Annotated in this window: 24 protein-coding genes, 1 tRNA gene and 1 pseudogene; 16 read left to right on the forward strand and 10 right to left on the reverse strand. The window is 71.2% G+C overall.

Features of this window, described 5'->3' with window-relative positions:
* From DEJ09_RS07940 to DEJ09_RS08005, 14 genes are all read left to right on the forward strand, one after another.
* Positions 1–243 (forward strand): DUF4244 domain-containing protein, encoded by a 243-nt coding sequence (locus DEJ09_RS07940; protein ID WP_084740880.1) that lies wholly within the window; start codon positions 1–3, stop codon positions 241–243.
* 10 nt (positions 244–253) lie between these two features.
* The gene (locus DEJ09_RS07945; RefSeq protein ID WP_181431568.1) at positions 254–559 is read left to right on the forward strand and encodes a TadE family type IV pilus minor pilin; all 306 of its coding nucleotides are present in this window, start codon (positions 254–256) and stop codon (positions 557–559) included.
* 1 nt (position 560) lies between these two features.
* Positions 561–1,040 carry a hypothetical protein gene (locus DEJ09_RS07950; protein WP_110863361.1) on the forward strand — a complete coding sequence of 160 codons (480 nt, stop codon included), beginning with the start codon at positions 561–563 and terminating at the stop codon, positions 1,038–1,040.
* On the forward strand, positions 1,016–3,841 hold the full coding sequence (topA, locus tag DEJ09_RS07955; RefSeq protein ID WP_111038057.1) for a type I DNA topoisomerase: 2,826 nt from the start codon (positions 1,016–1,018) through the stop codon (positions 3,839–3,841). Before DEJ09_RS07950 ends, topA begins: the two co-directional genes overlap by 25 nt.
* On the forward strand, positions 3,838–4,473 hold the full coding sequence (gene tmk, locus DEJ09_RS07960) for a dTMP kinase (RefSeq protein ID WP_111022285.1): 636 nt from the start codon (positions 3,838–3,840) through the stop codon (positions 4,471–4,473). Before topA ends, tmk begins: the two co-directional genes overlap by 4 nt.
* A gap of 25 nt (positions 4,474–4,498) precedes the next feature.
* A complete protein-coding gene (locus tag DEJ09_RS07965; protein WP_071404998.1) occupies positions 4,499–5,641 on the forward strand; it encodes a DNA polymerase III subunit delta' in 1,143 nt (380 codons plus the stop codon).
* 24 nt (positions 5,642–5,665) lie between these two features.
* Complete coding sequence (locus DEJ09_RS07970; RefSeq protein ID WP_111038055.1) at positions 5,666–6,301, forward strand: TetR/AcrR family transcriptional regulator; 636 nt, start codon at positions 5,666–5,668, stop codon at positions 6,299–6,301.
* Positions 6,302–6,345: 44 nt separating this feature from the next.
* Positions 6,346–6,418: transfer RNA gene (locus DEJ09_RS07975), tRNA-Thr, on the forward strand.
* 181 nt (positions 6,419–6,599) lie between these two features.
* Entirely contained in the window at positions 6,600–7,397 is a 798-nt protein-coding gene (locus DEJ09_RS07980; protein WP_071404996.1) for a glycoside hydrolase family 16 protein, read from the forward strand.
* Positions 7,398–7,586: 189 nt separating this feature from the next.
* Entirely contained in the window at positions 7,587–8,027 is a 441-nt protein-coding gene (locus DEJ09_RS07985) for a BLUF domain-containing protein (RefSeq protein WP_111038053.1), read from the forward strand.
* A gap of 52 nt (positions 8,028–8,079) precedes the next feature.
* Positions 8,080–9,075, forward strand: a complete 996-nt coding sequence (locus tag DEJ09_RS07990) for a Gfo/Idh/MocA family protein (RefSeq protein WP_111088138.1) — start codon at positions 8,080–8,082, stop codon at positions 9,073–9,075.
* A gap of 73 nt (positions 9,076–9,148) precedes the next feature.
* A complete protein-coding gene (gene dacB / locus DEJ09_RS07995; protein WP_111088139.1) occupies positions 9,149–10,660 on the forward strand; it encodes a D-alanyl-D-alanine carboxypeptidase/D-alanyl-D-alanine-endopeptidase in 1,512 nt (503 codons plus the stop codon).
* A gap of 23 nt (positions 10,661–10,683) precedes the next feature.
* Positions 10,684–11,304: an isochorismatase family protein gene (locus DEJ09_RS08000; RefSeq protein ID WP_071404992.1), complete on the forward strand. Its 621-nt coding sequence runs from the start codon at positions 10,684–10,686 to the stop codon at positions 11,302–11,304.
* Complete coding sequence (locus DEJ09_RS08005; protein WP_111088140.1) at positions 11,301–12,806, forward strand: NAD-dependent succinate-semialdehyde dehydrogenase; 1,506 nt, start codon at positions 11,301–11,303, stop codon at positions 12,804–12,806. Before DEJ09_RS08000 ends, DEJ09_RS08005 begins: the two co-directional genes overlap by 4 nt.
* Before the next feature lie 64 nt (positions 12,807–12,870).
* Here DEJ09_RS08005 and DEJ09_RS08010 read toward each other — a convergent pair whose 3' ends face one another.
* The 8 genes and pseudogenes from DEJ09_RS08010 to DEJ09_RS08045 form a co-directional block, all read right to left on the reverse strand.
* A complete protein-coding gene (locus tag DEJ09_RS08010) occupies positions 12,871–14,724 on the reverse strand; it encodes an ABC transporter ATP-binding protein (protein ID WP_111088141.1) in 1,854 nt (617 codons plus the stop codon).
* Positions 14,725–14,731: 7 nt separating this feature from the next.
* On the reverse strand, positions 14,732–14,947 hold the full coding sequence (locus DEJ09_RS08015) for a hypothetical protein (RefSeq protein ID WP_027466417.1): 216 nt from the start codon (positions 14,945–14,947) through the stop codon (positions 14,732–14,734).
* A 264-nt stretch (positions 14,948–15,211) separates the two neighbouring features.
* A complete protein-coding gene (locus DEJ09_RS08020; protein ID WP_110863353.1) occupies positions 15,212–16,591 on the reverse strand; it encodes an MFS transporter in 1,380 nt (459 codons plus the stop codon).
* A 221-nt stretch (positions 16,592–16,812) separates the two neighbouring features.
* A pseudogene (gene ribA / locus DEJ09_RS08025) lies at positions 16,813–17,442 on the reverse strand (GTP cyclohydrolase II); the annotation flags it as partial.
* A gap of 29 nt (positions 17,443–17,471) precedes the next feature.
* On the reverse strand, positions 17,472–18,572 hold the full coding sequence (ribD, locus tag DEJ09_RS08030) for a bifunctional diaminohydroxyphosphoribosylaminopyrimidine deaminase/5-amino-6-(5-phosphoribosylamino)uracil reductase RibD (protein ID WP_258373833.1): 1,101 nt from the start codon (positions 18,570–18,572) through the stop codon (positions 17,472–17,474).
* Between the two features lie 91 nt (positions 18,573–18,663).
* Positions 18,664–19,218, reverse strand: coding sequence for a GNAT family N-acetyltransferase (locus tag DEJ09_RS08035; protein WP_071406390.1), 555 nt, complete (start codon positions 19,216–19,218; stop codon positions 18,664–18,666).
* 2 nt (positions 19,219–19,220) lie between these two features.
* Positions 19,221–20,231 carry a tryptophan--tRNA ligase gene (gene trpS, locus DEJ09_RS08040; protein WP_111054455.1) on the reverse strand — a complete coding sequence of 337 codons (1,011 nt, stop codon included), beginning with the start codon at positions 20,229–20,231 and terminating at the stop codon, positions 19,221–19,223.
* Between the two features lie 41 nt (positions 20,232–20,272).
* Positions 20,273–21,115: an exodeoxyribonuclease III gene (locus DEJ09_RS08045; RefSeq protein ID WP_071244335.1), complete on the reverse strand. Its 843-nt coding sequence runs from the start codon at positions 21,113–21,115 to the stop codon at positions 20,273–20,275.
* Positions 21,116–21,167: 52 nt separating this feature from the next.
* On the opposite strand from DEJ09_RS08045, the gene DEJ09_RS08050 reads away from it, so the two are divergent.
* Positions 21,168–21,500, forward strand: a complete 333-nt coding sequence (locus DEJ09_RS08050) for a hypothetical protein (protein ID WP_111088143.1) — start codon at positions 21,168–21,170, stop codon at positions 21,498–21,500.
* Positions 21,501–21,592: 92 nt separating this feature from the next.
* Here DEJ09_RS08050 and DEJ09_RS08055 read toward each other — a convergent pair whose 3' ends face one another.
* Together DEJ09_RS08055 and DEJ09_RS08060 are read right to left on the reverse strand one after the other, a co-directional pair.
* A complete protein-coding gene (locus DEJ09_RS08055; protein ID WP_022905912.1) occupies positions 21,593–21,865 on the reverse strand; it encodes an HPr family phosphocarrier protein in 273 nt (90 codons plus the stop codon).
* 69 nt (positions 21,866–21,934) lie between these two features.
* Positions 21,935–22,705, reverse strand: coding sequence for a DeoR/GlpR family DNA-binding transcription regulator (locus DEJ09_RS08060; protein ID WP_071406394.1), 771 nt, complete (start codon positions 22,703–22,705; stop codon positions 21,935–21,937).
* Between the two features lie 251 nt (positions 22,706–22,956).
* Between DEJ09_RS08060 and ptsP the strand changes: the two genes are divergently transcribed.
* Complete coding sequence (ptsP, locus tag DEJ09_RS08065; RefSeq protein ID WP_111088144.1) at positions 22,957–24,615, forward strand: phosphoenolpyruvate--protein phosphotransferase; 1,659 nt, start codon at positions 22,957–22,959, stop codon at positions 24,613–24,615.
* Positions 24,616–24,632 lie beyond the last annotated feature (17 nt).

Consider the following 24,632-nt stretch of genomic DNA (forward strand, 5'->3'; position numbering starts at 1 on the left):
ATGAGCACCACGCCATCCCCCGACCGCCGCACCCGTCGGGCCATCCGCCACCACCGTCGCCCGCGTCCCCTCGTCGCCCGGTGGTCGTCCCGGCTGCGGGACGACCGGGGATCGGCCACCGCCGAGTACGCGGTCGTCATCCTCGCCGCCGTGGCCTTCGCGGGTGTGCTCGTCGCGGTCATGCGCTCCGGCGAGGTCCAGACCATCCTCACCGACCTCGTCCGTGGCGCGCTCTCGCTGTGAGCGCGGCTCGGTGACCGTCGAGTTCGCGGTGGCGCTCCCCGTGGTGGCGATCGTGTTGACCGCCCTCGTCGCGGCCGTCCTCGTCGTCGACGCGCAGGGCCGTCTGCAACTCGCCGCAGCCACCGCCGCCCGGGCGATCGGGCGTGACGACGAGCACCAGGGCCGGTCCGCGGCCGACCGGATCGCTCCGGGGGTCTCGGTCGTCGTCCGGTCGGACGGTGACCTGGTCTGCGTCGACGCCACGCGCGGCGGGACCGGTCCCTTCGCGGCGCTCCCGCTGACCGCGACGGGGTGTGCCGCGGCCCGAGGGGGCTGACGTGACGATCCCCGACGGCCAACGCGGCTCGGCGACCGTGCTGCTCGTGGCGGTCCTCGGCGTGGGGGTCCTCGTCGGGTCGACGGCGCTCGCCGCCGCCGGTCACCGCACGCAGGCCCTCCGCGCCCAGGGCGCCGCCGACGCCGCCGCCGTGGGCACCGCGGCGGCCGCCACCGGGCTGGTACCGGGGGAGCCGTGTGCGGTCGCGACCCGGATCGCCACGGCGAACGGGGCCGCCCTCGACGCCTGCGAACTCGTCGCCACCACGGCCCGCGTCCGCGTGGTCGTGGGCACCGGACCGTTCGTCGTCGGCGCACTCGCGGTGGCCGGTCCGGCAGGCGACCCGCCCGAACACTATGTGTATGGTGTGCCTGTCGGCCCGCGGTCACCGATGTCCCGGTCGACCCGGACACGCTCGTGGCCAGGGCCGATCAGCACCATCGATCAAGGAGACACGTGCCAGGCACGAAGAAGCTCGTGATCGTCGAGAGCCCTGCGAAGGCGAAGACGATCGCGCAATACCTCGGTGACGGATACGAAGTCCAGGCCTCGGTCGGACACATCCGCGACCTCGTCGAGCCGAAGAACCTGCCGCCCGAGCTCAAGAAGGGCTCCCTCGGCAAGTTCTCGGTGGACGTCGACAACGGCTTCGAGCCGTACTACGTCGTGTCCGACGCCAAGAAGAAGACCGTCTCCGAGCTGAAACGCGCCCTCAAGGACGCCGACGAGCTCTACCTCGCAACAGATGAAGACCGCGAGGGTGAAGCGATCGCGTGGCACCTGCTGCAGGTCCTGAAGCCGAAGGTCCCCGTCAAGCGGATGGTCTTCCACGAGATCACGAAGGAGGCGATCCAGCGCGCGCAGGAAGCCACCCGTGAGCTCGACACCGCCCTCGTCGACGCGCAGGAGACCCGCCGCATCCTCGACCGTCTGTACGGGTACGAGGTCTCCCCGGTCCTGTGGCGCAAGGTCGCCCCCGGTCTGTCCGCCGGCCGTGTGCAGTCCGCCGCCACCCGTCTCGTCGTCGACCGCGAGCGCGAGCGCCTGGCCTTCGTGTCCGCCAACTACTGGGACCTCTCCGCCCGGTTCGAGAAGGCCGGCGAGTCCTCCTTCTCGGCGCGACTCGCCCGGATCCACGGCACCCGCGTCGCCTCCGGCCGTGACTTCGACGACCGCGGCACGCTCAGCGGTGACGTCGTCCGGCTCGACGAGGCCGCTGCCGCGTCGCTGACGACGGTCCTCGAGCGCGCCGGTGACGCCACCGTCCGCAGCGTCGACTCGAAGCCGTACACGCGACGCCCGGCCGCGCCGTTCACCACGTCGACGCTCCAGCAGGAAGCCGCGCGCAAGCTCCGTCTGTCCCCGCGACAGACGGCTCGCGCTGCGCAAACCCTGTACGAGAACGGCTACATCACCTACATCCGTACCGACTCGGTCTCGCTCTCGAAGCAGGCCATCGACGCGGCCCGCAAGCAGGCAGCGGACCTGTACGGCTCGGCCACCGTGCCCGACAAGCCCCGCCTGTACGCGAGCAAGAGCAAGAACGCGCAAGAGGCGCACGAGGCGATCCGTCCCGCCGGCGACTCCTTCCGCACCCCGCAGGACCTGCAGGGCACCCTGACCGGTGTCGAGTGGCGCCTCTACGACCTCATCTGGAAGCGCACCATCGCGTCCCAGATGGCGGACGCCAAGGGTTCGACCGCGTCGATCGTGCTCGGCATCTCCTCCACCGAGTCGGTCGAGGGCATCGCGTCGACCGCGAACGGCACGGACGCCGAGTTCACCGCATCCGGCACCGTCATCACGTTCCGCGGCTTCCTCAGCGCCTATGAAGAAGGCCGTGACGAGGACCGCCACGAGTCGTCCGAGCGTGCGGGCCAGGACGTCGCCCTGCCGAACGTGGCCCAGGGCGAACACCTCGCGGTCACCGACGTTGAGGCGAAGGGGCACGACACCACCCCGCCGCCGCGCTTCACCGAGGCGAGCCTCATCAAGACGCTGGAAGAGCTGGGGATCGGGCGTCCGTCGACCTACCCCACGATCAGCCCGACGATCATCGACCGCGGCTACGTCTCGCTCCGCGGCACGCAGCTGGTGCCGAACTGGATCGCGTTCAGCGTCGTGCGCCTGCTCGAGGAGTACTTCGGCGAGCTCGTGGAGTACGACTTCACCGCCGAGATGGAAGAAGACCTCGACCGCATCGCCCGCGGCGACGCCGACCGGGTGGACTGGCTCAAGGGCTTCTACTTCGGTGGCGGCGAGGACGACCAGCGGGGCCTCCGGACGGTCATCGACAACCTCGGTGAGATCGACGCCCGCGAGATCAACTCGGTCGAGCTCGCTCCGGGCCTCACACTCCGGATCGGTCGGTACGGCCCCTACATCGAGGTGCCGAGCGACGACCCCGAGAAGCCGCGGCGCGTGAACGTGCCCGAGGACCTCGCTCCCGACGAACTGACCGTCGAGAAGGCGAAGGAACTCGTCGACGCCCCGGTGATCGGCGACCGCGTCGTCGGGATCAACCCGGAGACCGGAAAAGAGGTCCTGGCGAAGGACGGCCGCTTCGGCCCCTACGTCACCGAGCGCACCCCGGAGCCCGAGCCCACCGTGGACCCGAAGACCGGCGAGGTCGTCGAGGCGCCCGCAGCGGCAGAGGCCCCCGTGGCCGACGCGGCTGCTGCGACCGCGACGAGCGAGACGGCGTCGGCGACGGCGAAGAAGGCCCCCGCCAAGAAGGCGCCTGCGAAGAAGACGACGAAGAAGGCCGCGGCGCCGAAGGAACGCACCGCTTCGCTCTTCAAGTCGATGGACCCGCAGACCGTCGACCTCGAGACCGCGCTGAAGCTCCTCGACCTCCCTCGCGTGGTGGGCCAGGACCCGGAGACGGGCAACGACATCACGGCGCAGAACGGCCGGTACGGGCCGTACCTGAAGAAGGGGACCGACACCCGGACCCTGCCCGGCGAGGACGCGATCTTCGACATCGACCTGCCCGGTGCACTCGAGCTGTTCGCGCAGCCGAAGTACGGCGGCAACCGCACCGCGAGCGCCGCGCTCAAGGAGTTCGACGCCGACCCGGTGTCCGGCAAGCCGATCAAGATGAAGGACGGCCGGTTCGGCCCGTACGTCACCGACGGCGAGACGAACGCGACCATCCCGAAGGGCGAGGACGTCGAGGCCGTCGACCACGCCCGCGCGGTCCAGCTCATCGCCGACAAGCGTGCCAAGGGGCCGGTCAAGAAGAAGACCCCGGCTCGTCGGACGGCGGCCAAGAAGAAGTGACCGGTCGCTTCATCACGCTCGAGGGCGGCGACGGCGCGGGCAAGACGACCCAGGCGGAGCTGCTCTCGGCGTGGCTCGGTGCGCACGGTCGGACCGTGGTCCGCACCCGCGAGCCCGGCGGCACCGACCTCGGCGTCCAGATCCGGCAGATGGTCCTGCACGAGCGGGGCCACGTCGCGCCCCGGGCCGAGGCGCTGCTGTACGCGGCCGACCGAGCCCAGCACGTCGAGACGGTCGTCCGTCCGGCGATCGCACGCGGCGAGGTCGTCCTGCAGGACCGCTACATCGACTCGTCCGTCGCCTACCAGGGCGTCGCGCGCGGGCTCGGCGCCGAGCAGGTCCGGTCCGTCTCAGAGTGGGCGGCGGACGGCCTGGCACCGGACCTCACGATCCTGCTCGACCTCGACGTCACCGTCGGACGCGCCCGGGTGGCCGCGGCGCGGGGCGACACGTTCGACCGCCTCGAGTCCGAGGCTGCGGCGTTTCACGAGTCCGTCCGTCAGGCCTTCCTCGCGATGGCCGAGGCCGAGCCGGCGCGCTTCCTGGTGGTCGACGCCTCGGCCCCGACCGACACCGTGCAGGACGCGGTCCGTCGAGCGGTCGCCCCGCTCGTCGGGATCGACCCGGCATGACGGTGGTCACTGACAGGATGGTCCCGTGAGCGTGTGGGACGGCCTGACCGGGCAGGAAGAAGCGGTCGCGTCGCTGCGCAACGCGGCCGAGTCCACCGACGGCACCGGTGGCATGACGCACTCGTGGCTCATCACCGGCCCGCCCGGGTCGGGGCGTTCGAACGTGGCGACCGCCTTCGCCGCGGCGCTCGTGGGCAACGGCCCCGACGACGACCACACCCTGCGGCAGATCACCGCGAAGACCCACCCCGACGTCTCGGTGCTCACGACCCAGCGCGTGATCATCACGATCGACGAGATCCGGCAGCTCGTCACCTCGTCGTACTACTCGCCGTCGGTCGGCCGCTACCGCGTCGTCATCATCGAAGACGCCGACCGCATGACCGAGCGCACCTCGAACCTGCTACTCAAGGCGCTCGAGGAACCCCCGGAGCGCACGGTGTGGATCCTCTGTGCCCCGAGTGAGGCCGACCTGCTGCCGACGATCCGGTCGCGCGTCCGCTCGGTCCGCCTGCGCGTGCCCGGCATCGAGTCCGTCGCCGACCTGCTCGTCGCCCGCACCGGTGTCGACCGTGCCCTCGCGATGGATGCTGCTCGTCAGGCGCAGAGCCACATCGGCATGGCGCAGCGTCTCGCCACGAGCGAGCCGGCCCGTGACCGTCGCCGCCGGACCCTGACGACCGTGCTCGGTGTGCGGAGCGTTGGTGACGCCGTCATGGCGGCCGCCGAACTCCTCGCCGTCGCCGACGAAGACGCGAAGTCCATCACCGAGCAGCGCGACTCCGAAGAGCGCGACGCGGCCCTGCGCTCGCTCGGGGTCGAACCCGGCGGGACGATCCCGCCGGCGCTCCGGTCGCAGCTCCGCGCCCTCGAGGACGACCAGAAGCGCCGGGCGACCCGGAGCCTGCGCGACGGGCTCGACCGGATCCTGGTCGACGTCTCGTCCCTGTACCGCGACCTGCTCCTGCTGGGGCTCGGAGCCCCCGCTGAACCGGTCAACCTGGCCATGCAGGACCAGCTCGAACACGCGCTGCCGACGACACCGCCCGCTGCCGCGCTCGAGGTCCTCGACGCCGTGGCCCTGGCGCGCCAGCGCATCGCGGCGAACGTGGCGGCACTCCTGGCGCTCGAAGCACTGCTCGTCACCATCGCCCGCGCCCGCCGCTGAGGCACGGCGTGCGACAATCACGGCATGCCCGACGCTGAACCCGGCCTGCGCGAACGGAAGCGCCGCGCCACCCGGCGCGCCATCCAGCAGGCTGCGCTCCGGATCGCCATCGAGGACGGCCTCGGCGCGGTGACGGTGGACGAGATCTCCCGGCGGGCCGACGTCTCGCCCCGGACGTTCTTCAACTACTTCCCGAGCAAGGAGCAGGCGATCCTCGGGGACGACCCGCAGCTGCCCGACGACGCGGCGTTGCAGGCGTTCGTCGACGGTGGTCCGAGCGGTGACCTGCTCGCCGACATCGGCACGCTGCTCGTGCACTCCACGCGCGAACTGATCGAGGAGCGCGGGCTCATCGAGGAGCGGCAGCAGGTCCTCCGCGCGAACCCGGAGCTGTTCAGCCGTCGCATGGCGTCCATGAAGGAGTTCCAGGCGGAGCTGCAGGCGGCCGTCGCGCGCCGGCTCGAACACGCCGACCCGGAGCTCGCCGCCGACGCCGAGGCACTCCGCCGCCGCGCGGGTCTCGCGGCCATCGTCGCCCTCGCCGCCCTGCGCCACGCGTGGTGGGAGTGGTCGGGTTCCGAGGCCGGAACACACCTGGTCGACGAGCTCGAACGGTCCTTCTCCGAGCTCGGCGTGCTGGTTTCGCGTTCACTCGTCTGAACCTGTATAGTCATTGCTCGTGCCACTCCGGACATGGAGTGTGCGCCGCCTTAGCTCAGTCGGTAGAGCGATTCACTCGTAATGAATAGGTCGTCGGTTCGATTCCGACAGGCGGCTCCGTGAACACCCCGGTCAGACCCACTCGAAGTGGCTCTGACCGGGGTTTTCGTATTCCGGACGAAACCCGTGTCCCTCGCCCGAGGGACAGACGTCGGGCGCGTTCGCGGGCTACCCTTGTCCGCGAAACGGGGGACACGATGACCGACCACCAGCCCAGCGCTCCACCGGCGGTGCCGCCGTGCTGAAGCGTGTCCTGGTCATCGTCGTGGTCGCTGCCACCGCCGGAGCCCTCGCGGTCACCGCGGCAGCCGTGCCCGAGTCCCGTGCCACGTCCGCATCGACCTCGTCGCCGAGCACCGGTCCGTCCGCGACCCCGACGGCGTCCGCGACCGGTCCCGCGTACCTCGCGGACCGCGAGCCGACCTTCTCCGAGGACTTCGACACCCCCGCCGCAGCGGGCGGCCCCTTCGCCGAGACGTACCGGAACTCGTGGCAGCCGTACCCCGACGGTACGGGCGGCAAGTACTACTCGGACAAGCTCATCAGCGCCCACGACGGCTACCTGGACGTCGCGATGGACGGGGAGCACGGCGCTGCCGGAACGTTCGGCACGCCCACCGGCGCCTGGTCACACGTCGGCGGCACCTTCAGCATCCGTGCGCGGGCGACCGGTGGCGACGGCAACGGGATCGCGGTCATGCTCTGGCCGACGTCGAACGCCTGGGCGGACGGCGAGCTGAACTACCCGGAGGGGCAGTTCAACGGCTCACCGCGCGTCTTCCACCACTCGATGCTCCAGGGGCTCGAGAAGCGGACCGAGCACTACAACACCCGGGTGTCCTGGAACGACTGGCACACCTACACGACCGAGTGGGTGCCGGGGAAGATCATCCGGTACTACCTCGACGGCAAGCTGGTGTTCACGGTGCCGCGCAACGTGCCCACCACGCCGCACCGCTACATGTTCCAGATCGGCAACTGGGGCGACCCGGGGCACGTGCAGATCGACTGGGTCCGCACCTACGACACGGAGTGACCAAACCCCCCGGACGGGGGCTCCGAATCAGTCCGGTCGTACGACCCGACACCCGTGTGCTCGCGTCGATGACCCGAACCTCGACGCGGGTGCGCGGGCGGGAACGATCCCCGTTCTGGGGATTCCCTTGCCGGGCCACTCGGATAACGATGGGACACGAACCCGTTCCGTCGTCACCGAGAGGTCGTCATGCTGCTGTCCCTGGTCTACATGAGCGCAGCGAACGAGGTGTTCGACCAGGAGCGGCTCGACGCACTGCTCGAGCACGCACGGGTCCGCAACACCGCGTCCGGCCTGTCCGGCCTGCTCGTCTACAAGGACGGCCGGTTCATGCAGCTGCTCGAGGGCCCGGAGTCAGCCGTGCTCGAGACGTACCAGCGCATCATCGACGACCCGCGGCACACCGACGTCGGCCTGCTCGTCGAGGAGCGCATCCACACCCGGCGTTTCGGCGAGTGGAAGATGGCGTTCCACCGCGAACCGGACGCCGACCTGCCCGACGGCTTCGACTCGTTCCTCGCCGAGGGCGATGCGAGCGCCGACACGAGCCGTGCCCGTGAGCTCCTGCGCTGGTTCCGGAACCACCCGATGGCCGCCCCGGACGCCGCGCTCGGCAAGCACCGCCGCTGACGACCCGAGGCGGGGCCCGCCGCAGCCCACCCCGCGCTGGTAGACAGGACCCATGACGGTTCGCTGGGGAGTCATCGGCACAGGCGGCATCGCACGGTCCTTCGTGGGTGACTGCACCGCGGCCGGCATCGTGTTCACGGCCGTGGGCAGCCGCACCCGGGAACACGCCGAGGCCTTCGCCGCCGAGTTCGGCATCGAGCGGGCCCACGGTTCCTACGAGGACCTGGTGGCGGACGACGACGTCGACGCGGTCTACGTCGCGACCCCGCACGTCCGGCACGCCGAGGACGCCCTGCTCGCGATCCGGGCGGGCAAGCACGTCCTGGTCGAGAAGGCCTTCACGATGACCGCGGACGAGGCCCGGACGGTCGTCGACGCCGCGAGGCAAGCCGGTGTCGCGGTGATGGAGGCGATGTGGACCCGCTTCCTGCCGCAGATGGCGATGATCCGCGAGGTCGTCGCCGAGGGACGGATCGGCCGTCCGGTGGTGGTCGAGGCGACCCACCACCAGGCCCTCCCGACGGACCCCGGCCACCGGTTGCGCGACCCGGCACTCGGCGGGGGCGCGATGCTCGACCTCGGGATCTACCCGGTGTCCTTCGCGGTGGACGTGCTCGGGGTGCCGACCGCGCTGGTCGCAGCCGGGACGCTGAGCGAGCAGGGCGTCGACGAGCAGATGGGCCTGGTCATGACGCACGAGGGCGGTGCGCAGTCGATGATCCACTTCGGGATGGACCTGCGGAGCCCGAACACCGCGTCGATCATCGGCGAGACCGGCCGCATCGACCTCGACTCCACCTGGTACACGCCGACCACCTGGCGGATCCGCGATCGCGACGGAGCCGTCGTCGAGGAGTTCGACGGTCGCGAGGAACTCGCCGGCTACGAGCACGAGGCCCGCGCCTTCGAGACGATGATCACGTCGGGCCGCCACGACGGCGGCCCGATGGACCCGGACGAGACCGTCGCGATCATGGCGGTGCTGGACGAGGCACGACGCCAGGTCGGGGTCCGGTACCCGGCCGACGGTCCCGGCACGGCTCCCTGATCCGGCTCCCGTCCGCCACGGATCCCGGATCCGGCCTGGAGGCTCCTGCCGCAGTTCCGTAGGATCGGTCGCGATGTCCGAGCAGCAGCCCACCCCGCGTTCCGTCCCGGAGCGGTTCCGCGCCGCCGTCACCGCGGTGCGCGCCTCCGCCGCGCGGCGCCCGGTCCCCTGGATCGCCGGTGGTCTCGCGGCGCTGCTCGTGGTCGGTTCCGGTGGGGCCGTCGCCGTCGCGGCGGCCACGACCCCGGACTCCCGGACCGCTGCGGCGCCGAGCCCGACCCGGACCGCGTCCTCGGCTCCGGACCGGACGACCACCACGAAGCGCCCGACCACGAAGCCGTCCCCCACCCCGACCCCCGAAGCCCGCGCGCTGCCGGACGACCTCGCGGGTCCGTCCGCGCTCCGGACCTGCTCGATCGCGACCGCGGCGTCGGCGAGTGGCCTCGGCGACTTCGAGGGGTACGTGATGGACGCGAAGACGGGCAAGGTCCTGTTCTCCAAGCACGGCGAGCGGGCCGCCCAGACCGGCAGCGTCATGAAGACCCTGACCTCGGCGACCGCGCTCTCGGTGCTCGGGGGCGACCACCGCATCCCGACGACCGTCGCGCGGGAGTCCGCGAACGCCGTCGCCCTGGTCGGCCACGGCGACGCGACGCTGTCCGCCGGTGGCGGCACGGTGTACCCGGGCGCCCCGACCCTCGCCCAGCTCGCGCAGCAGGTGAAGGCGAAGGTCGGCGACACCCCGGTCACCACGATCGTCACCGACGACTCGTACTGGAGCGACGCTGACGCCTGGGACCCCACGTGGCCGGTGTCCGAGCGCACCATCGGGTACCAGCCGAAGGTCACGGCGCTCATGGTCGACGGTGACCGGGCGAACCCCGCAGCGGCGACCTCGCCCCGGTCGGAGGACCCGGTCGGACGCGCCGGCATCGCCTTCCGGACGGCACTGGCGAACGCTGGTGTCGCTGGCGCCTCGTCCGCGCAGATCGTCAAGCGGGCGACCACCGGCACCGAGACGATCGCCACGGTGTCGTCGCAGCCGGTGTCGACGCTCATCGGGCAGATGATCCCGAACTCGGACAACACCCTGGCCGAGATGCTCGCCCGGGTGTCCTCGAAGGAGTCAGGCTCGAACGGTTCGGCGGCGTCGCTGTCGTCCGTGTACCAGTCGGCACTGCGCTCCTACGGCCTCGACCCGGCCGGCATCGTGATCAAGGACGGTTCGGGCGAGAGTGCCTCGAACGCCGTGTCGCCGGAGTTCGTCGCACACCTCATGGTGCAGGTCGCCTCCGGCGCGAAGGGCCTCGGCACGCTCGCGAACGCCCTGCCGGTGTCCGGCCAGTCCGGCACCCTGGCCAGCCGGTTCACCGGCGCGAACGCGGTCGCCCGCGGCAAGGTGCATGCGAAGACTGGCTGGATCGACAGCGCGAACACCCTCGGCGGCTACATCGACGCCGCCGACGGGTCGCGGCTGACCTTCGCCTTCTACGCCATCGGTTCGCCGCGTGCAGCGGCACTGCCGGCACTCGACGCGGTGACCGCCGCGACCTACTCGTGCGGGAGCAAGCTCACCGGCTCCTGAGCCGACGGGTGTTGGATGGACCCATGGCAAGAGCACTGCTCGTCGTGGACGTCCAGAACGACTTCACCGAGGGCGGTGCGCTCGCGGTCACCGGGGGAGCGGCGCTCGCGAAGCGCATCACCGCGTTCCTCGGTCGGCACGGGGACGAGTACGACCTGATCGTGGCGTCCCGCGACTGGCACCACGGCGACGACGACAACGGCGGACACTTCGCCGGACCCGACGGACCCGACTTCGTCGACACGTGGCCGGTGCACTGCGTCGCCGGCACACCCGGCGCCGATTACCACCCCGATCTCGACACCGCACTGATCGACGTCGACGTCCGCAAGGGGCAGGGCACGCCGGACTACTCGGCGTTCCAGGCCCGGACCGAGGCGGGCGTCCCGCTGGCCGAGGTGCTCGCCGAGCGCCGCGTGCACACGATCGACGTCGTCGGCATCGCCACCGACCACTGCGTCCGTGCCTCGGCGCTCGACGCCCGTGCCGCGGGCCTCGACGTCGCCGTGTACGAGGACCTGGTGGCCGGGGTCGACGTCGAGCGCAGCGCCCGGGCGCTCGACGAGATCCGGGCGGCCGGCGGACACGTCGACCGCAGCGACATGGACGAGGGCCTCGCGAACCCAGGAGGAGCACGACTGTGACCGACACCACCACGAACGAAACCACCACCACCGTCGCCGACGAGCACGTCCGCGTCGAGGGCGTCCCCACCGGACTCTTCATCGGCGGCACCTGGCGCGCCTCGTCGAGCGGGTTCACCTTCGCCGTGCACGACCCGTCGACCGGTGCCGTCCTGGCCGAGGTCGCCGACGCCACCCCCGAGGACGGCATCGCCGCCCTCGACGCAGCCGCCGCGGCGCAGGAGTCGTGGGCGGCGACGGCCCCACGCACGCGCTCGGACATCCTGCGCCGGGCCTTCGACCTGGTGCACGAGCACGCCGACGACCTCGCGGCCCTGATGTCGCTCGAGATGGGCAAGCCCCTGGCCGAGGCCCGCGGTGAGGTCGTCTACGGCGGCGAGTTCCTGCGATGGTTCTCGGAGGAAGCGGTCCGCATCACCGGCGACTACCGCACGAACCCCGAGGGCACCGGCCGCGCGATCGTGCTGAAGCGTCCGGTCGGCCCCGTGTACGCGATCACCCCGTGGAACTTCCCGCTCGCGATGGCGACGCGGAAGATCGGCCCGGCCCTGGCCGCCGGCTGCACGGTGGTCGCGAAGCCGGCCGACCTCACCCCGCTGACGACCCTGTTCCTGGTCGAGCTCTTCCGCCGTGCCGGTTTGCCGGACGGTGTGCTCAACGTGATCCCGTCGAGTGACGCCAAGGGGCTGTCCGAGCCGATCATCGCCGACCCGCGCCTGCGGAAGCTGACGTTCACCGGTTCGACCCCGGTCGGTTCGGCGCTCCTCAAGCAGGCGGCGGACAACGTGCTCAAGACGAGCATGGAGCTCGGCGGCAACGCTCCGCTGCTCGTGTTCGACGACGCCGATCTCGACAAGGCGGTGGACGCGGCGATGCTCGCGAAGTTCCGCAACACGGGCGAGGCCTGCACCGCCGCGAACCGGTTCTTCGTGCAGGACGGCATCGCCGATGCGTTCGTCGCGGCCCTCACCGAGAAGGTGGACGCCCTGCGCGTCGGCCGGGGCACCGAGGACGGCACGACGCTCGGACCGCTCATCGACGACCGCGCCGTGGACAAGGCTGCCTCGCTCGTCGACGACGCCCTCGGTCGCGGTGCCCGGCTCGTCACCGGCGGCAACCGGATCGACCGCCCGGGCACCTTCTACGAGGCGACGGTGATCGACGACGTGCAGCCCGGCTCGGAGATCATGACGACGGAGATCTTCGGACCGGTCGCGTCGGTCACGCGCTTCAGCACCGAGGACGAGGGGATCCGGCTCGCGAACGACACCGAGTACGGGCTCATCGCCTACGCCTTCACGACCGACTTCCGGCGTGGTCAGCGGCTCGCCGAGCGCCTGGAGACGGGCATGCTCGGGCTGAACACGGGCGTCGTCTCGAACGCGGCGTTCCCGTTCGGCGGCGTGAAGTCCTCGGGCCTGGGCCGCGAGGGGTCGCACGAGGGCATCGAGGAGTACCTCGAGACCGTCTACGTGCTGACGCCGGACCCCTTCGCCGCCTGAGCCTGAGCCTGAGCCCGAGCCTGGATCGCCGGTAAGGCCGCGGTACTCGCGGCCGTACCGGCGCTCACACCAGCAGCTGGTGCTTCGCCAGGTCGCGGTAGAGCGGCGTCGACTCCACGAGCTCGGAGTGCGTGCCGCTGCCGACGACGCGGCCGTGCTCGAGCACGACGATCACGTCGGAGTCGACCACCGTCGACAACCGGTGGGCGATCACGAGCAGGGTGCGGTCCTCGGCGACGGCGTCGATCGCGAGCCGCATCTTCTGCTCGTTGACCCCGTCGAGTGACGACGTCGACTCGTCGAGCAGCAGGATCGGGGGAGCGGCGAGCAGCGCGCGGGCGATGGCCAGGCGCTGTCGTTCGCCACCGGAGAGCATCACGCCGTCCTCACCGACCTGCGCGTCGAGACCGCGGGGATCGCGGTGCAGGACCTCGCCGAGGTTGACCGCCTCGAGCACCCGGACGCAGTCGTCCTCGGTGGCGTTCGGCGACCCGAGCAGTAGGTTGGCGCGGATCGTGCCCGCGAGCACGGGGGCATCCTGCTCGACGTAGCCGATCTGGGCGCGGAGCTCGTCGCGGTCCATGCCGCGGACGTCGATGCCACCCAGGCGGATGACGCCGTCGGTGGGGTCGTAGAACCGCTCGATCAGCGCCAGGGTCGTCGACTTGCCGGCACCGGACGGACCCACGAGTGCGACGCGTGAGCCGCGGGGCACCCGGAACGACACGTCGTGGAGCACCACGTCGTCGGCCGGGCGCTCGTCGTCGACGCGATCCGGGCCTCCTGGACGATCCGCGGGGTCGGACGCGACCGCGCCGTCGGCACCCGAGGCGTCCGCCTGGACGCGGTACCGGAACGAGACGTGCTCGAACGCGATGGCGTCGTCGGTGGCGACAGCTGCGGCGGGCCGGACCGACTCGTCGTCCTGCGACTCCGTCGGCAGGTGCAGGATCTCCTCGATCCGGCCGAGCGCGCCGAGCGCCTGGGCGACGGCCACGGCCGCGCCCATCGCCTGGCCGAGCGGCATGATCATCATGAAGAGCAGCAGGATGAACGTGATGAGCGTCGCGATGGTGATGGTGCCGGCCGCGACCTGTGCCCCGCCGACGCCCAGGACGGCGATGAACGCGACCTGCATGACGATGCTCGCGACGGGGACGACGAACGCGGACATCTTGGCGATGTCGAGGCCCCGCTTGTAGGCCTCGGTCGCGTGGCCGTCGACCTCGCGCACCTCGCGTTCGGTGGCGCCGGCCGCGCGGATGGTCCGGACCGCGCCGATCCCGCGTTCGACGGCGGCGGTGAGGTCGCCGACCTTCTCCTGCGCCCGCTTCGAGGCGACCCGGATGCGACGGCTCAGCCCACCGACGACGACGATCGCGATCAGGACGATCACGATCACGATGCCGAGCAGCAGCGGGTCGATGATGGCCATCGCGATGATGGCGCCGATGAACGTGAGCGCGCCGCCGATCGACTCGATCAGCCCCTGGGTCAGGACGGCACGCAGGAGCGTGGTGTCGCTGCCGACGCGGGACACCAGGTCGCCGGTGCGGCGCGTGTCGAACTCCGAGATCGGCAGGTTGAGGATGCGGGCGATGAGCTTGCGGCGGGTGGAGAGCACGACGCCCTCACCCGCGCGTTGCAGCAGGAAGTGCTGGACGCCGTTCAGCACCCCCGCGACGATGACGAGCCCGACCAGCAGCCACACGAGCGTGCTGAGGGTGTTGCCCTGCTGCACCGCGGTGATGACCTGGTTGACCAGGAGTGGCTGCGCGAGCGAGGCCCCCGCACCGAGGACGCTCAGCACGATGATCACGACCATCGCGGGCTTGTTCTCGAACAGGTAGGACAGCAGGCGACCGAACGTGGCGCGGGGGCCGTCGGAGGTCTTCGGGCGTGCGAAGGGGAAGCTCATCGTGTTCCTAGTTTCTGCCGTACTTCTTGTGCACTGCCTGTCGGCTGACACCGAGCAGCGTCGCGATCTCCTGCCACGAGGCGCCAGCGGTGCGGGCACGTCGCGCGGCGAGCTCTTCGGTCCGGTCGAGCTCACGGCGCAGCTCCCGCACGTTGGCGAGGGCGGAGAACGGGTCGTCCCCTGATGCTCCGGCCGCGAGGCTCGTGATGGTCGGTCGGTCCATGGGTGTCAACCTACATTGACGCACCGCCATCCGTCAACCTGCGTTGACGGGTCTCGCCGCGCTGCATCGGGTGCGCAGACGCCGGCGTCTTCGTTCGACGCCGCCACGCGCGCGAGACGCCGCCGGATCCGGCGGCGTCTCGGCGGCCAGGCGGCGTCCCGCTGACACGACGGCGTGTTGCGCGGGGGGCGAGGCGCGCACACGACGGACGGGAGGCCCGGTGCCAGCTGGCACCGGGCCTCCTGTCCCGCGGGTGGTCCCCGATCAGGCGTCGGCGATGTCCTTCGACTTCGTCTCGCGCACGAAGAGCAGCGCGACCAGCGTCACGACCGCGGCGATCGTCAGGTACAGGCCGACCAGGAAGATGTCGCCGTCCGGCTTCCAGAGCGCCAGCGCGATCGTCGGGGCGAGCGACGCACCGAGGATCGACGCGACGTTGTACGCGATGGCCGAGCCGGTGTACCGGACGTTCGTCGGGAACAGCTCGGGCAGCAGCGCACCCATCGGACCGAAGGTCAGCCCCATCAGCGAGAGCCCGACGATGAGGAACGTCACCACCGTGATCGGCCCGCTCGACGCCGCGAACCAGAACTGGAACGTCAGGCCGAACAGCGCGATGCCGATCGTGGTCGGGATGAGGGTCTTGCGGCGGCCGAACTTGTCGGCGAGCAGCCCCGCGATCGGGGTGAAGATGCCGAAGAACACGACGCCGATCATGAGCAGGGTCAGGAACTCGCCACGGGTGTACCCGAGGCCGACCTTCGGGACGAGCGCGCTCGCCTCGGAGCCGGTCGTGCCGTACGACAGGGTGAAGGTCGTCATGAAGTAGAAGAGCACGTACGTGGCGACCATGCCGAACGTACCGACGATGACGGCCCGCCACGAGGTGCGGAACACCCGACCGAGCGGGACCTTCGCGACCGTGCCGGACTCCTGCACGCCCCGGAACACCGGCGACTCGACGAGCTTGAAGCGCACGTACAGACCGATGATGACGAGCACGGCGGAGAGCAGGAACGGGATGCGCCAGCCCCACGCCTGGAAGTCGGCGTTCGGGGTGCCGTCGGCACCGGCGGGCATCGCCGCGTTGATCGCGATGAACAGGCCGTTCGCGAGCAGGAAGCCGATCGGGGCACCGAGCTGCGGCATCGAGCCGAACACGCCGCGCTTGCCCTTCGGCGCGTTCTCGGTCGCGAGCAGGGCCGCACCGGACCACTCGCCGCCGAGCCCGACGCCCTGGGCGAAGCGCATCACGGCGAGCAGGACCGGGGCCCAGACCCCGATGGTGTCGAACGTCGGCAGGCAGCCGATCAGGAACGTGGCGGTGCCCATCACGAGCAGCGACGCGACGAGGGTGGTCTTGCGGCCGATCCGGTCACCGAAGTGCCCGAAGATGATCGACCCGACCGGCCGGGCGAAGAACGCCAGGGCGAAGGTGACGAAGGACGACAGCTGCGAGGCCGTCGGGTCCTCGTTCGGGAAGAACAGCGTCGGGAAGACGAGCACCGCGGCGGTCGCGTAGACGTAGAAGTCGTAGAACTCGATCGACGTGCCGACGAGGCTCGCGATGACGACGCGGGAGCGCGGGTTGCCGGCGGGTGCCGGAGCGGAGGTGGGCGTTGCGGGTGCCGGGGCGGCGGTCATGACAGTGCGGGGTCTTCCGTGCTGCGTGCTCCCGACGGGGAGCACGAGGATCCGAAACGGCGGACACCGATCGGTTCGCGCGGGGTGGCGCGGGCACCGATCGGGTGCGTTCGGCTGAAGGGGGGACCGCTTGTGACGGAAGCCCGATCATACGACAGATGTCGTCTGCCTGCGAATCAGCCCAGAGTCAGCTGGCCGCAGCGTCCGTCGCCCGTTCGTGCTCAGGCGCCCGCGCCGGCACCCGCTTCGAGGTGCTCGGGCAGCTGGTGGCCCATCCGGTCGCGCTTGGTGTCGAGGTACCCGGCGTTCTGCGCCGAGATGCCGACGACGAGCGGCACGAGGGAGTCGACGGTGATGCCGTGCTCCTCGAGCTGGCGGCGCTTCTCGGGGTTGTTCGACAGCAGCCGGACCCGGGTGATGCCGAGGTCGGCGAGGATGCCCGCGGCGCCGCCGTAGGCTCGTGAGTCGGCGGGCAGGCCGAGCGCGAGGTTGGCGTCGAGGGTGTCGAGACCGTCCTCCTGCAGGCGGTAGGCCTTGAGCTTGTTGATGAGGCCGATGCCGCGGCCCTCCTGCCCGCGCAGGTAGATGACCACACCGCCCTCGGCCGCGATCGTGTCGAGCGCGGCGTCGAGCTGGGGGCCGCACTCGCACTTCAGCGAGCCGAAGGCCTCACCGGTCAGGCACTCGGAGTGCACCCGGACGAGCGCGCCGTCGGTGGGCATCGAGCCGTCCGGCAGGGTGCCGATGATCGCGACGTGCTCCGCGCTCGTCACGAGGTCGCGGTAGGCGCGCATCTGGAAGGTGCCGTGGGTGGTCGGCACGTTCGTCGACACCTCGAACTTGACCGGGCTCCCCGGCGTGGGGGAGGTCAGCGCATCGGTCATGGGGTGCTCCGGTCGTTCGTGGGCCCGTCGTTCCCGAGCCCGGGTGTCGCGTCGTGCTGCTGCTGGCGGTCGTGCTGGTGCTGGTTCTGGTGCTGGTTCTGGTGCTGCGGATGCTGCGGTCGGGCTTGGACCAGCAGGTCGGGGCCGAGGCTAGTGGTCGATAGTACGTCCAACCGCCGACGGTCGGAGATGCTTCCCACCCCCAGGTCGTCGAGGGCGACCCGGGGACCGCCGAGCAGCACCGGGGCGATGTACACCAGGTACTCGTCGACGAGTCCGGCGGCGATGAGCGCCGAGGCGACCGTGGGGCCACCCTCGACGAACACCGAGTGCACCCCGTGCCCGCGCAGTGCGCCGAGCGAGGTGGCCAGGTCGTGTCCGGGCAGGGTGACGAACCCGCGCGGGTGCCGACGGACGGCGGCGTCGGCAGGCACCGGGCGGTCACCGAGCACCACGGCGAGGGGCTGGTCGGCGAGCAGTTCGCCGGCGTCCCCGCGCGCGGTCAGGCTCGGGTCGTCGGCCAGGACGGTGCCGGTGCCGACGAGGATCGCGTCGTGGGCTGCGCGCTGTTCGTGCACGTGCTGCCGTGCGGCGGCGCCGGTGATCCACTTGCTCGTGCCGTCGGCAGCGGCGGCGCGCCCGTCCAGGCTGGACGCCCACTTCACGGTGACCCACGGTCGGCCGAGCCGGACCGAGAGCAGCCACCGTTCGAGGAACGCCTCGGCCTGGTCGGCCAGGACCCCGGAGACGACCTGGACCCCGGCGGCACGGAGTCGATCGGCGCCGCCGTGCACGTCGGCGCCGGGGTCGTCGATCGCGTACACGACCCGGGCGATCCCGGCGTCGAGCAGGGCCACGGCGCACGGCCCGGTGCGGCCGACGTGGTTGCAGGGTTCGAGGGTGACGACCGCCGTCGCGCCGCGCAGCAGTGCCGGGTCGACCTTGGCCATCGCGTCGACCTCGGCGTGCGGGGTGCCGGCGCCCTTGTGCCACCCCTCGGCGAGGACCTCGCCGGTGGGGGAGAGGATCACGGCACCGACGCGGGCGTGGTCGCCGACGACGGGCCCGAGGGCCGCGAGTTCGAGCCCGCGGCGCATCGCCCGGACCTCGGTGGGTCGTGCCGTGTCGCTCACGGGCCGAGCCTACCGGCGGCGGTTGGGTGACACGTCACCACGGATGTGAGCGCGTTCAGGCGACGGGCCAGGGGAGCTCGGAGGCTGGGGTGCCGTCGGCGCGTCGCAGTGCGGTCCACGCCGCGGTCGGGCCGCCGTCCCGGTCCGGCACCCGTGCTGCGCCGAGGCCCGTGAACGAGAACCCGGCCGCACGGGCGACCGCTGCCGACGCTGCGTTGCCCTCGTAGCACTCCCAGTAGACGTCCGGCGCACCCTGCTCGAACGCCCAGTCGACCACGAGCCGGACGGCGTCGTGCATGAGTCCGGCACCGCGCGCGGACGGTGCGAGCCAGAACCCGAGATCACGGCCGGCGGTGCGGTAGCTGATGATGCCCGCGAGCCACGTCGAACCGGCCGGTCGGATCGCCCACGTGTACTCGCGGTCCGATGCCCACCCCGGTCCGACCAGGGCGTCGACGAAGGTCCGGGCATCCTGCTCGCGGTACGGCGTCGGCACCGTCGTCCACCGGACGATCTCCGGGTCCTGGCAGGCCTCGGTGATCGCGGCGGTGTCGGCGCGGGTGGGCAGGTCGAGCCGGACCCGCGCCGACTCGAGCGTGACGGGCTGCACGGTCAGCCGCGCGACCGCGGGACGAACCCGATGCGGTCGTAGACGCGGGCCAGGGTCTCCTGGGCGATCGACTCGGCGCGGTCGGCGCCGACGGCGAGCAGCCGGTCGAGCTCCGCCGGGTCGTCGAGCAGTTCGAGCGTGCGGGCGCGGACCGGTTCGAGCTCGGCCACGACGGCGTCGGCGACGTCGCCCTTCAGGTCGCCGTAGCCCTTGCCGGCGAACGACTCCTCGAGCGCGGCGATCGAGGTGCCGGTGAACGCCGACAGGATCGACAGCAGGTTCGTCACACCGGGCTTGGCCTGGCGGTCGGCCCGGATCTCGCGCTCGGCGTCGGTGACGGCCGACTTGATCTTCTTCGCGGTGCGCTTCGGGTCGTCGAGCAGGCGGATGAGGCCGTTGTCCGACGCTGCGGACTTGCTCATCTTGCTGGTCGGGTCCTGCAGGTCGTAGATGCGCGCGGTCTCGGTCAGGATCCGTGCCTCGGGCGTGACGAAGGTGTCACCGAAGCGCGAGTTGAAGCGTCCGGCCAGGTCGCGCGTGAGTTCCACGTGCTGTCGCTGGTCGTCCCCGACCGGCACGACCTTGGTGTCGTAGAGCAGGATGTCCGCGGCCATCAGGATCGGGTAGGTGAAGAGCCCGACCGACGCAGCCTCGGCGCCCTGGCGTGCCGACTTGTCCTTGAACTGGGTCATCCGGCTCGCCTCGCCGAAGCCGGTCAGGGTGTTCAGCACCCAGGCGAGCTCGGCGTGGGCGGGCACGTGCGACTGCACGAACAGCGTCGCCTTGGACGGGTCGATGCCCGACGCGATGTACTGCGCAGCGGTGGCCCGGGTGTTCGCGCGGAGCTCGGCCGGGTCCTGCGGCGAGGTGATGGCGTGCATGTCGACGACGCAGTAGATGGCGTCGTAGTCGTCGAGCAGGGTCCTCCACTGCATGAGCGCCCCGACGTAGTTGCCGAGGTGCAGCGATCCGGCGGACGGCTGGATGCCCGAGAAGATGCGGGTCTTGGTCATGGTGGTGCTCCGGTGCGTCAGGTGAAGCGAGAGAAGAGGGGTCAGAGTTCGTAGTCGACGACCACGGGGGCGTGGTCGGACCATCGCTGGTCGTACGCCGCGGCGCGGTCGACCGTGTACTCCGTGACCTTGGCGGCCAGGTCGGGCGTCGCCATCTGGTAGTCGATGCGCCAGCCGGTGTCGTTGTCGAAGGCCTGCCCGCGCCACGACCACCACGTGAACGGGCCGTCGACGTCGCCGGCCTGGGCGCGGCCCACGTCGACCCAACCGAGCCCGGGACCCGTGGAGCCGTCGGCACCCTCGACCGGTTCGCCGTCGGCGCCGAAGAACCGCGAGAAGTAGGCGCGCTCGCGCGGCAGGAAGCCGGCTCGCTTGACGTTGCCCTTCCAGTTCTTGATGTCGCGCTCGTCGTGCCCGACGTTCAGGTCCCCGACGACGACGGCGAGCGGGTTGTGCTCGCGGAGCGCCGGCAGCCGCTCGGTCATCGCGTCGAGGAACTTCCACTTCTCGTCCTGCTTGGGGGTGTCGACCTCGCCCGAGTGCACGTACGTGGAGACCACCGTGACGGTCGTCCCGCCGATCTCGTAGTCGGCCTCGAGCCAGCGGCCGGCCGAGTCGAAGTCGTCCGGGCCGAGCGCGACGCGGTGGATCTGAGCGGAGTGTCGGGATGCGATCGCGACGCCGGCCCGGCCCTTCGCGGTCGCCGGGTCGTGCACGATGTCCCACTCGTCGCCAAGCAGCGCCGCCAGGTCGTCGCTCGACGCGCGCACTTCCTGCAGGGCCAGCACGTCGACGTCGCGGGTGGCGAGCCAGTCGCCCATGCCCTTGCGGAAGGCGGCGCGGACGCCGTTCACGTTGACGGATGCGAGGCGCAGGCGTGTCATGCAGAACACCTTATCGGCGGGTGCCGACAGCCCTCGGTCGTACGATCTGCCCATGACCGTCGTGATGACCGTCGGCGAGCTGCTCGCCGCGTTCCGACCCGTGGCAGCGCAGATGCTCCGTCCGGACGAGTTCCGCTCCGCCCGCTTCTGGGTGAGCCCGCACGGGGACTGGGAACTCGACCACGAGGAGGACGAACTCATCGACGGCTCGATGAGCGTCGTCTGGGAGATCGGGGGCGAGACCCAGGGGACGAGGAGCCTCGTCGAGGACGTCGACGACCTGCCCGGACTCCTCCACGACCTCGCCGACGACCTGCAGGACTTCATCGCCGAGAGCTCCTTCGCCTGGGGCGAGCTGCGCGCGATCCCGCCCATCGCGCCGTAGCGGCGACCGGACGACGGACGGGAGGCCCGTGGCTGCGCAGCCACGGGCCTCCCGTCCGTCTGGTGGGCGCGTACAGGACGCGACCTGCGCGATCAGGCCGCGTCGTGGTCCGTCTTCAGGAACTCGACCAGGCTGTCCGCGGTGGTCTCGGCGTCGTCGCCCGAGACGGTGAGGGTGACCTCGTCGCCGTTCTCGATGCCGAGCCCGAGCAGGGCGAGGATGCTGCCGGCGTTCCCGGACTTGTCGCCCTTGGCGATCGTGACCTGGTGCCCCGACGCCGTCACGGTCTGGACGAAGAGGGATGCGGGGCGAGCGTGCAGGCCGGATGCGCTGGCGACGGTCACGGTGCGGGTGGCTTCGGACATCGATGTACTCCTGTCGATGGGTGGTTGGCTCATGCTAGCGAGCACTGGGTGGGCGGGGACGGGGCACGGTCAGGGTCGGCCGGGCCAGAAGACCTCGGTGCCGGCGGCCTCGACCTCGCGGACCAGGTCGAGGTTGACGGCGGGGTCGGTGATGATCGTGTCGATCGCGGCGAGCGGGGCGACGCGACCGAACTCCTCGCGGCCGAACTTGGTGTGGTCGGCGAGCAGGATGCTCCGTCGTGCGGACTTGATCATCGCGCTCTTCACGGCGGCCTCGGCCATGTTGTGGGTCGTCAGGCCGCGCTCCGGCGTGATGCCGTTGATGCTGATGAAGGCGACGTCGACGCTGACCATGCCGATGAGCTGGTGCGTCCAGGTGCCGACACCGGCCAGGGAGTCGCTGCGGATGTTGCCGCCGAGCAGGTGCAGGTCGATGCCCGGGCGGTTCGCGACGGCGGTGGCGACGGGGAGCGAGTGCGTGACGACGGTCAGCCCGCGGTCGGTCGGCAGCAGCTCGGCCAGGCAGATGGTCGAGGTGCCGGCGTCGATCATGATCGAGCCGTTCTCGGGCAGTTCCGCCAGGGCGGCCTCGGCGATGACCATCTTCTCGGTCTGGTTGATGCCGCCACGGTCGCCGACGCCGGGGTGCAGGGTGATCCGCTCGACGGGGATCGCACCGCCGTGCGCACGACGGACGAGGCCGCGGCGTTCCAAGCTCGTCAGGTCGCGGCGGATGGTCTCGGGCGTGACGGCGAGCGACTCGGCCAGGTCCTTGACGTCCACCCGGCCCTGCGCGCGCGCCTGCTCGACGATGCGCTGGTGGCGTTCTGGTGCGTACATCGGACCTCGTCGTCTCGGGTCGGAACGGAACGGACATGCTCGGGCACGACATCCGGGATGTCGTCCCCTGCGTTCGATCCGCCAGACGCAAACGGGCATCTGTTTCTGTATTTTTATCCCCGGATGTGTTTGTTTGTCAACGCGAAGCGGGGTAGTGTGCTGATCAGCCGCACGGGCGTGGTCTGTTCCCGTGTCGTGTGCACCGAACGATCCACCCCACCGCAAGCGCGTGTGAGATGAAGGAGTCTCGAATGTCCGAACTGCTCGGCACCGGCGTCGGCCGTGGCGTTGCCCACGGCCCCGTGCTCCGGATGGCTGACCCGCTCGGCGAACCGTCGAAGGACGCCCTGGTGGGCTCGGCTGACGACGCGAAGCAGGCCGTGCACGACGCACTGGCCGCCGTGGCGGACGATCTCAACAAGCGCGGACAGCTCGCCGGTGGCGACGCCCAGGCCGTGCTCGAGGCCCAGGCGCTCATGGCGCAGGACCCGACGCTCCTCGACGACGTGCACACCCGCATCGACGGTGGCACCAACGCCGAGCGTGCCGTGTACGAGGCGTTCGCCCAGTTCCGCGACCTGCTCGTCGGCATGGGCGGCTACATGGGGGAGCGCGCGGCCGACCTCGACGACGTCGCCCAGCGCATCATCGCGAAGCTCCGCGGCGTGCACGCCCCCGGCGTCCCCGAGTCGGACACCCCCTTCGTCCTCGTCGCCCGCGACCTCGCCCCGGCGGACACCGCGCTGCTCGACCTCGAGAAGGTCCTGGCACTCGTCACCCGTGACGGCGGCCCGACCTCGCACACCGCGATCCTCGCCCGCGCCAAGGGCATCACCGCCATCGTCGGCGTGACCGGTGCCGACGACCTGACCGACGGTCAGTCCGTCGTCGTGGACGCCATCGCCGGCACGGTCGTCACCGACCCCGACGCCGCACTGGTCGCGGACGTCGAGCGCCGCATCACCGACCGTCTCGCCGCCGCAGCGGCACCGCTCACCGCCGGTGCCCTCGCCGACGGTCACGTCGTGCCCCTGCTCGCGAACCTCGGCAGCCCCGCCGACGCCGCCGGCGCCGTTGCTCTCGGTGCGGAGGGCGTGGGGCTCTTCCGCACCGAGTTCCTCTTCCTCGACTCTCCGAAGGCCCCCACGGTCGACGAGCAGACCGAGTCGTACCGCCAGCTCCTCGCGGCGTTCCCCGGCAAGAAGGTCGTCGTGCGCGCGCTCGACGCCGGCGCCGACAAGCCACTGCCGTTCCTCACCGACAAGGACGAGGAGAACCCGGCCCTCGGACGCCGCGGCCTGCGTGCCCTGCGGAACCACCCCGAGGTCCTGCGCGACCAGCTCACCGCGCTCGCCCAGGCCGACGCCGCGACCGAGGCCGACCTGTGGGTCATGGCCCCGATGGTCGCCGACGCCGAGGAGACCGAGTACTTCGTCACCCTGGCCCGCGAGCTCGGCATCCGCACCGCGGGTGTCATGGCCGAGGTGCCGTCGCTCGCGCTGATGGCCGAGCAGGTGTTCCAGAACGCCGACTTCGTGTCGATCGGCACGAACGACCTGACCCAGTACACGATGGCCGCCGACCGCATGCTCGGCACCGTCGCGTCGTACCAGGACCCGTGGCACCCCGCCGTCCTGCGCCTCGTCGCGCAGCTCGGTTCCGCGGGCGCCACCGCCGGCAAGGCCGTCGGGATCTGCGGTGAGGCAGCAGCCGACCCGCTGCTCGCCGTCGTCCTCGTCGGTCTCGGGGCCACGACCCTCTCCATGACCCCCGCGGCCCTGGCCGACGTGCGCGCCGAACTCGGTCGCTACACGCTCGAACAGGCCCGCGAGATGGCGACGGCGGCACTCGCCGCGAGCACGGCGGCGGCCGCGAAGTCCGCTGCCGCGTCCGCGGTGCACGCCGCCTGACCCACCACCCCCAGCAC

It is taken from the genome of Curtobacterium sp. MCLR17_055 (assembly GCF_003234305.1).
In the GTDB taxonomy this organism is placed as follows: domain Bacteria; phylum Actinomycetota; class Actinomycetes; order Actinomycetales; family Microbacteriaceae; genus Curtobacterium; species Curtobacterium flaccumfaciens.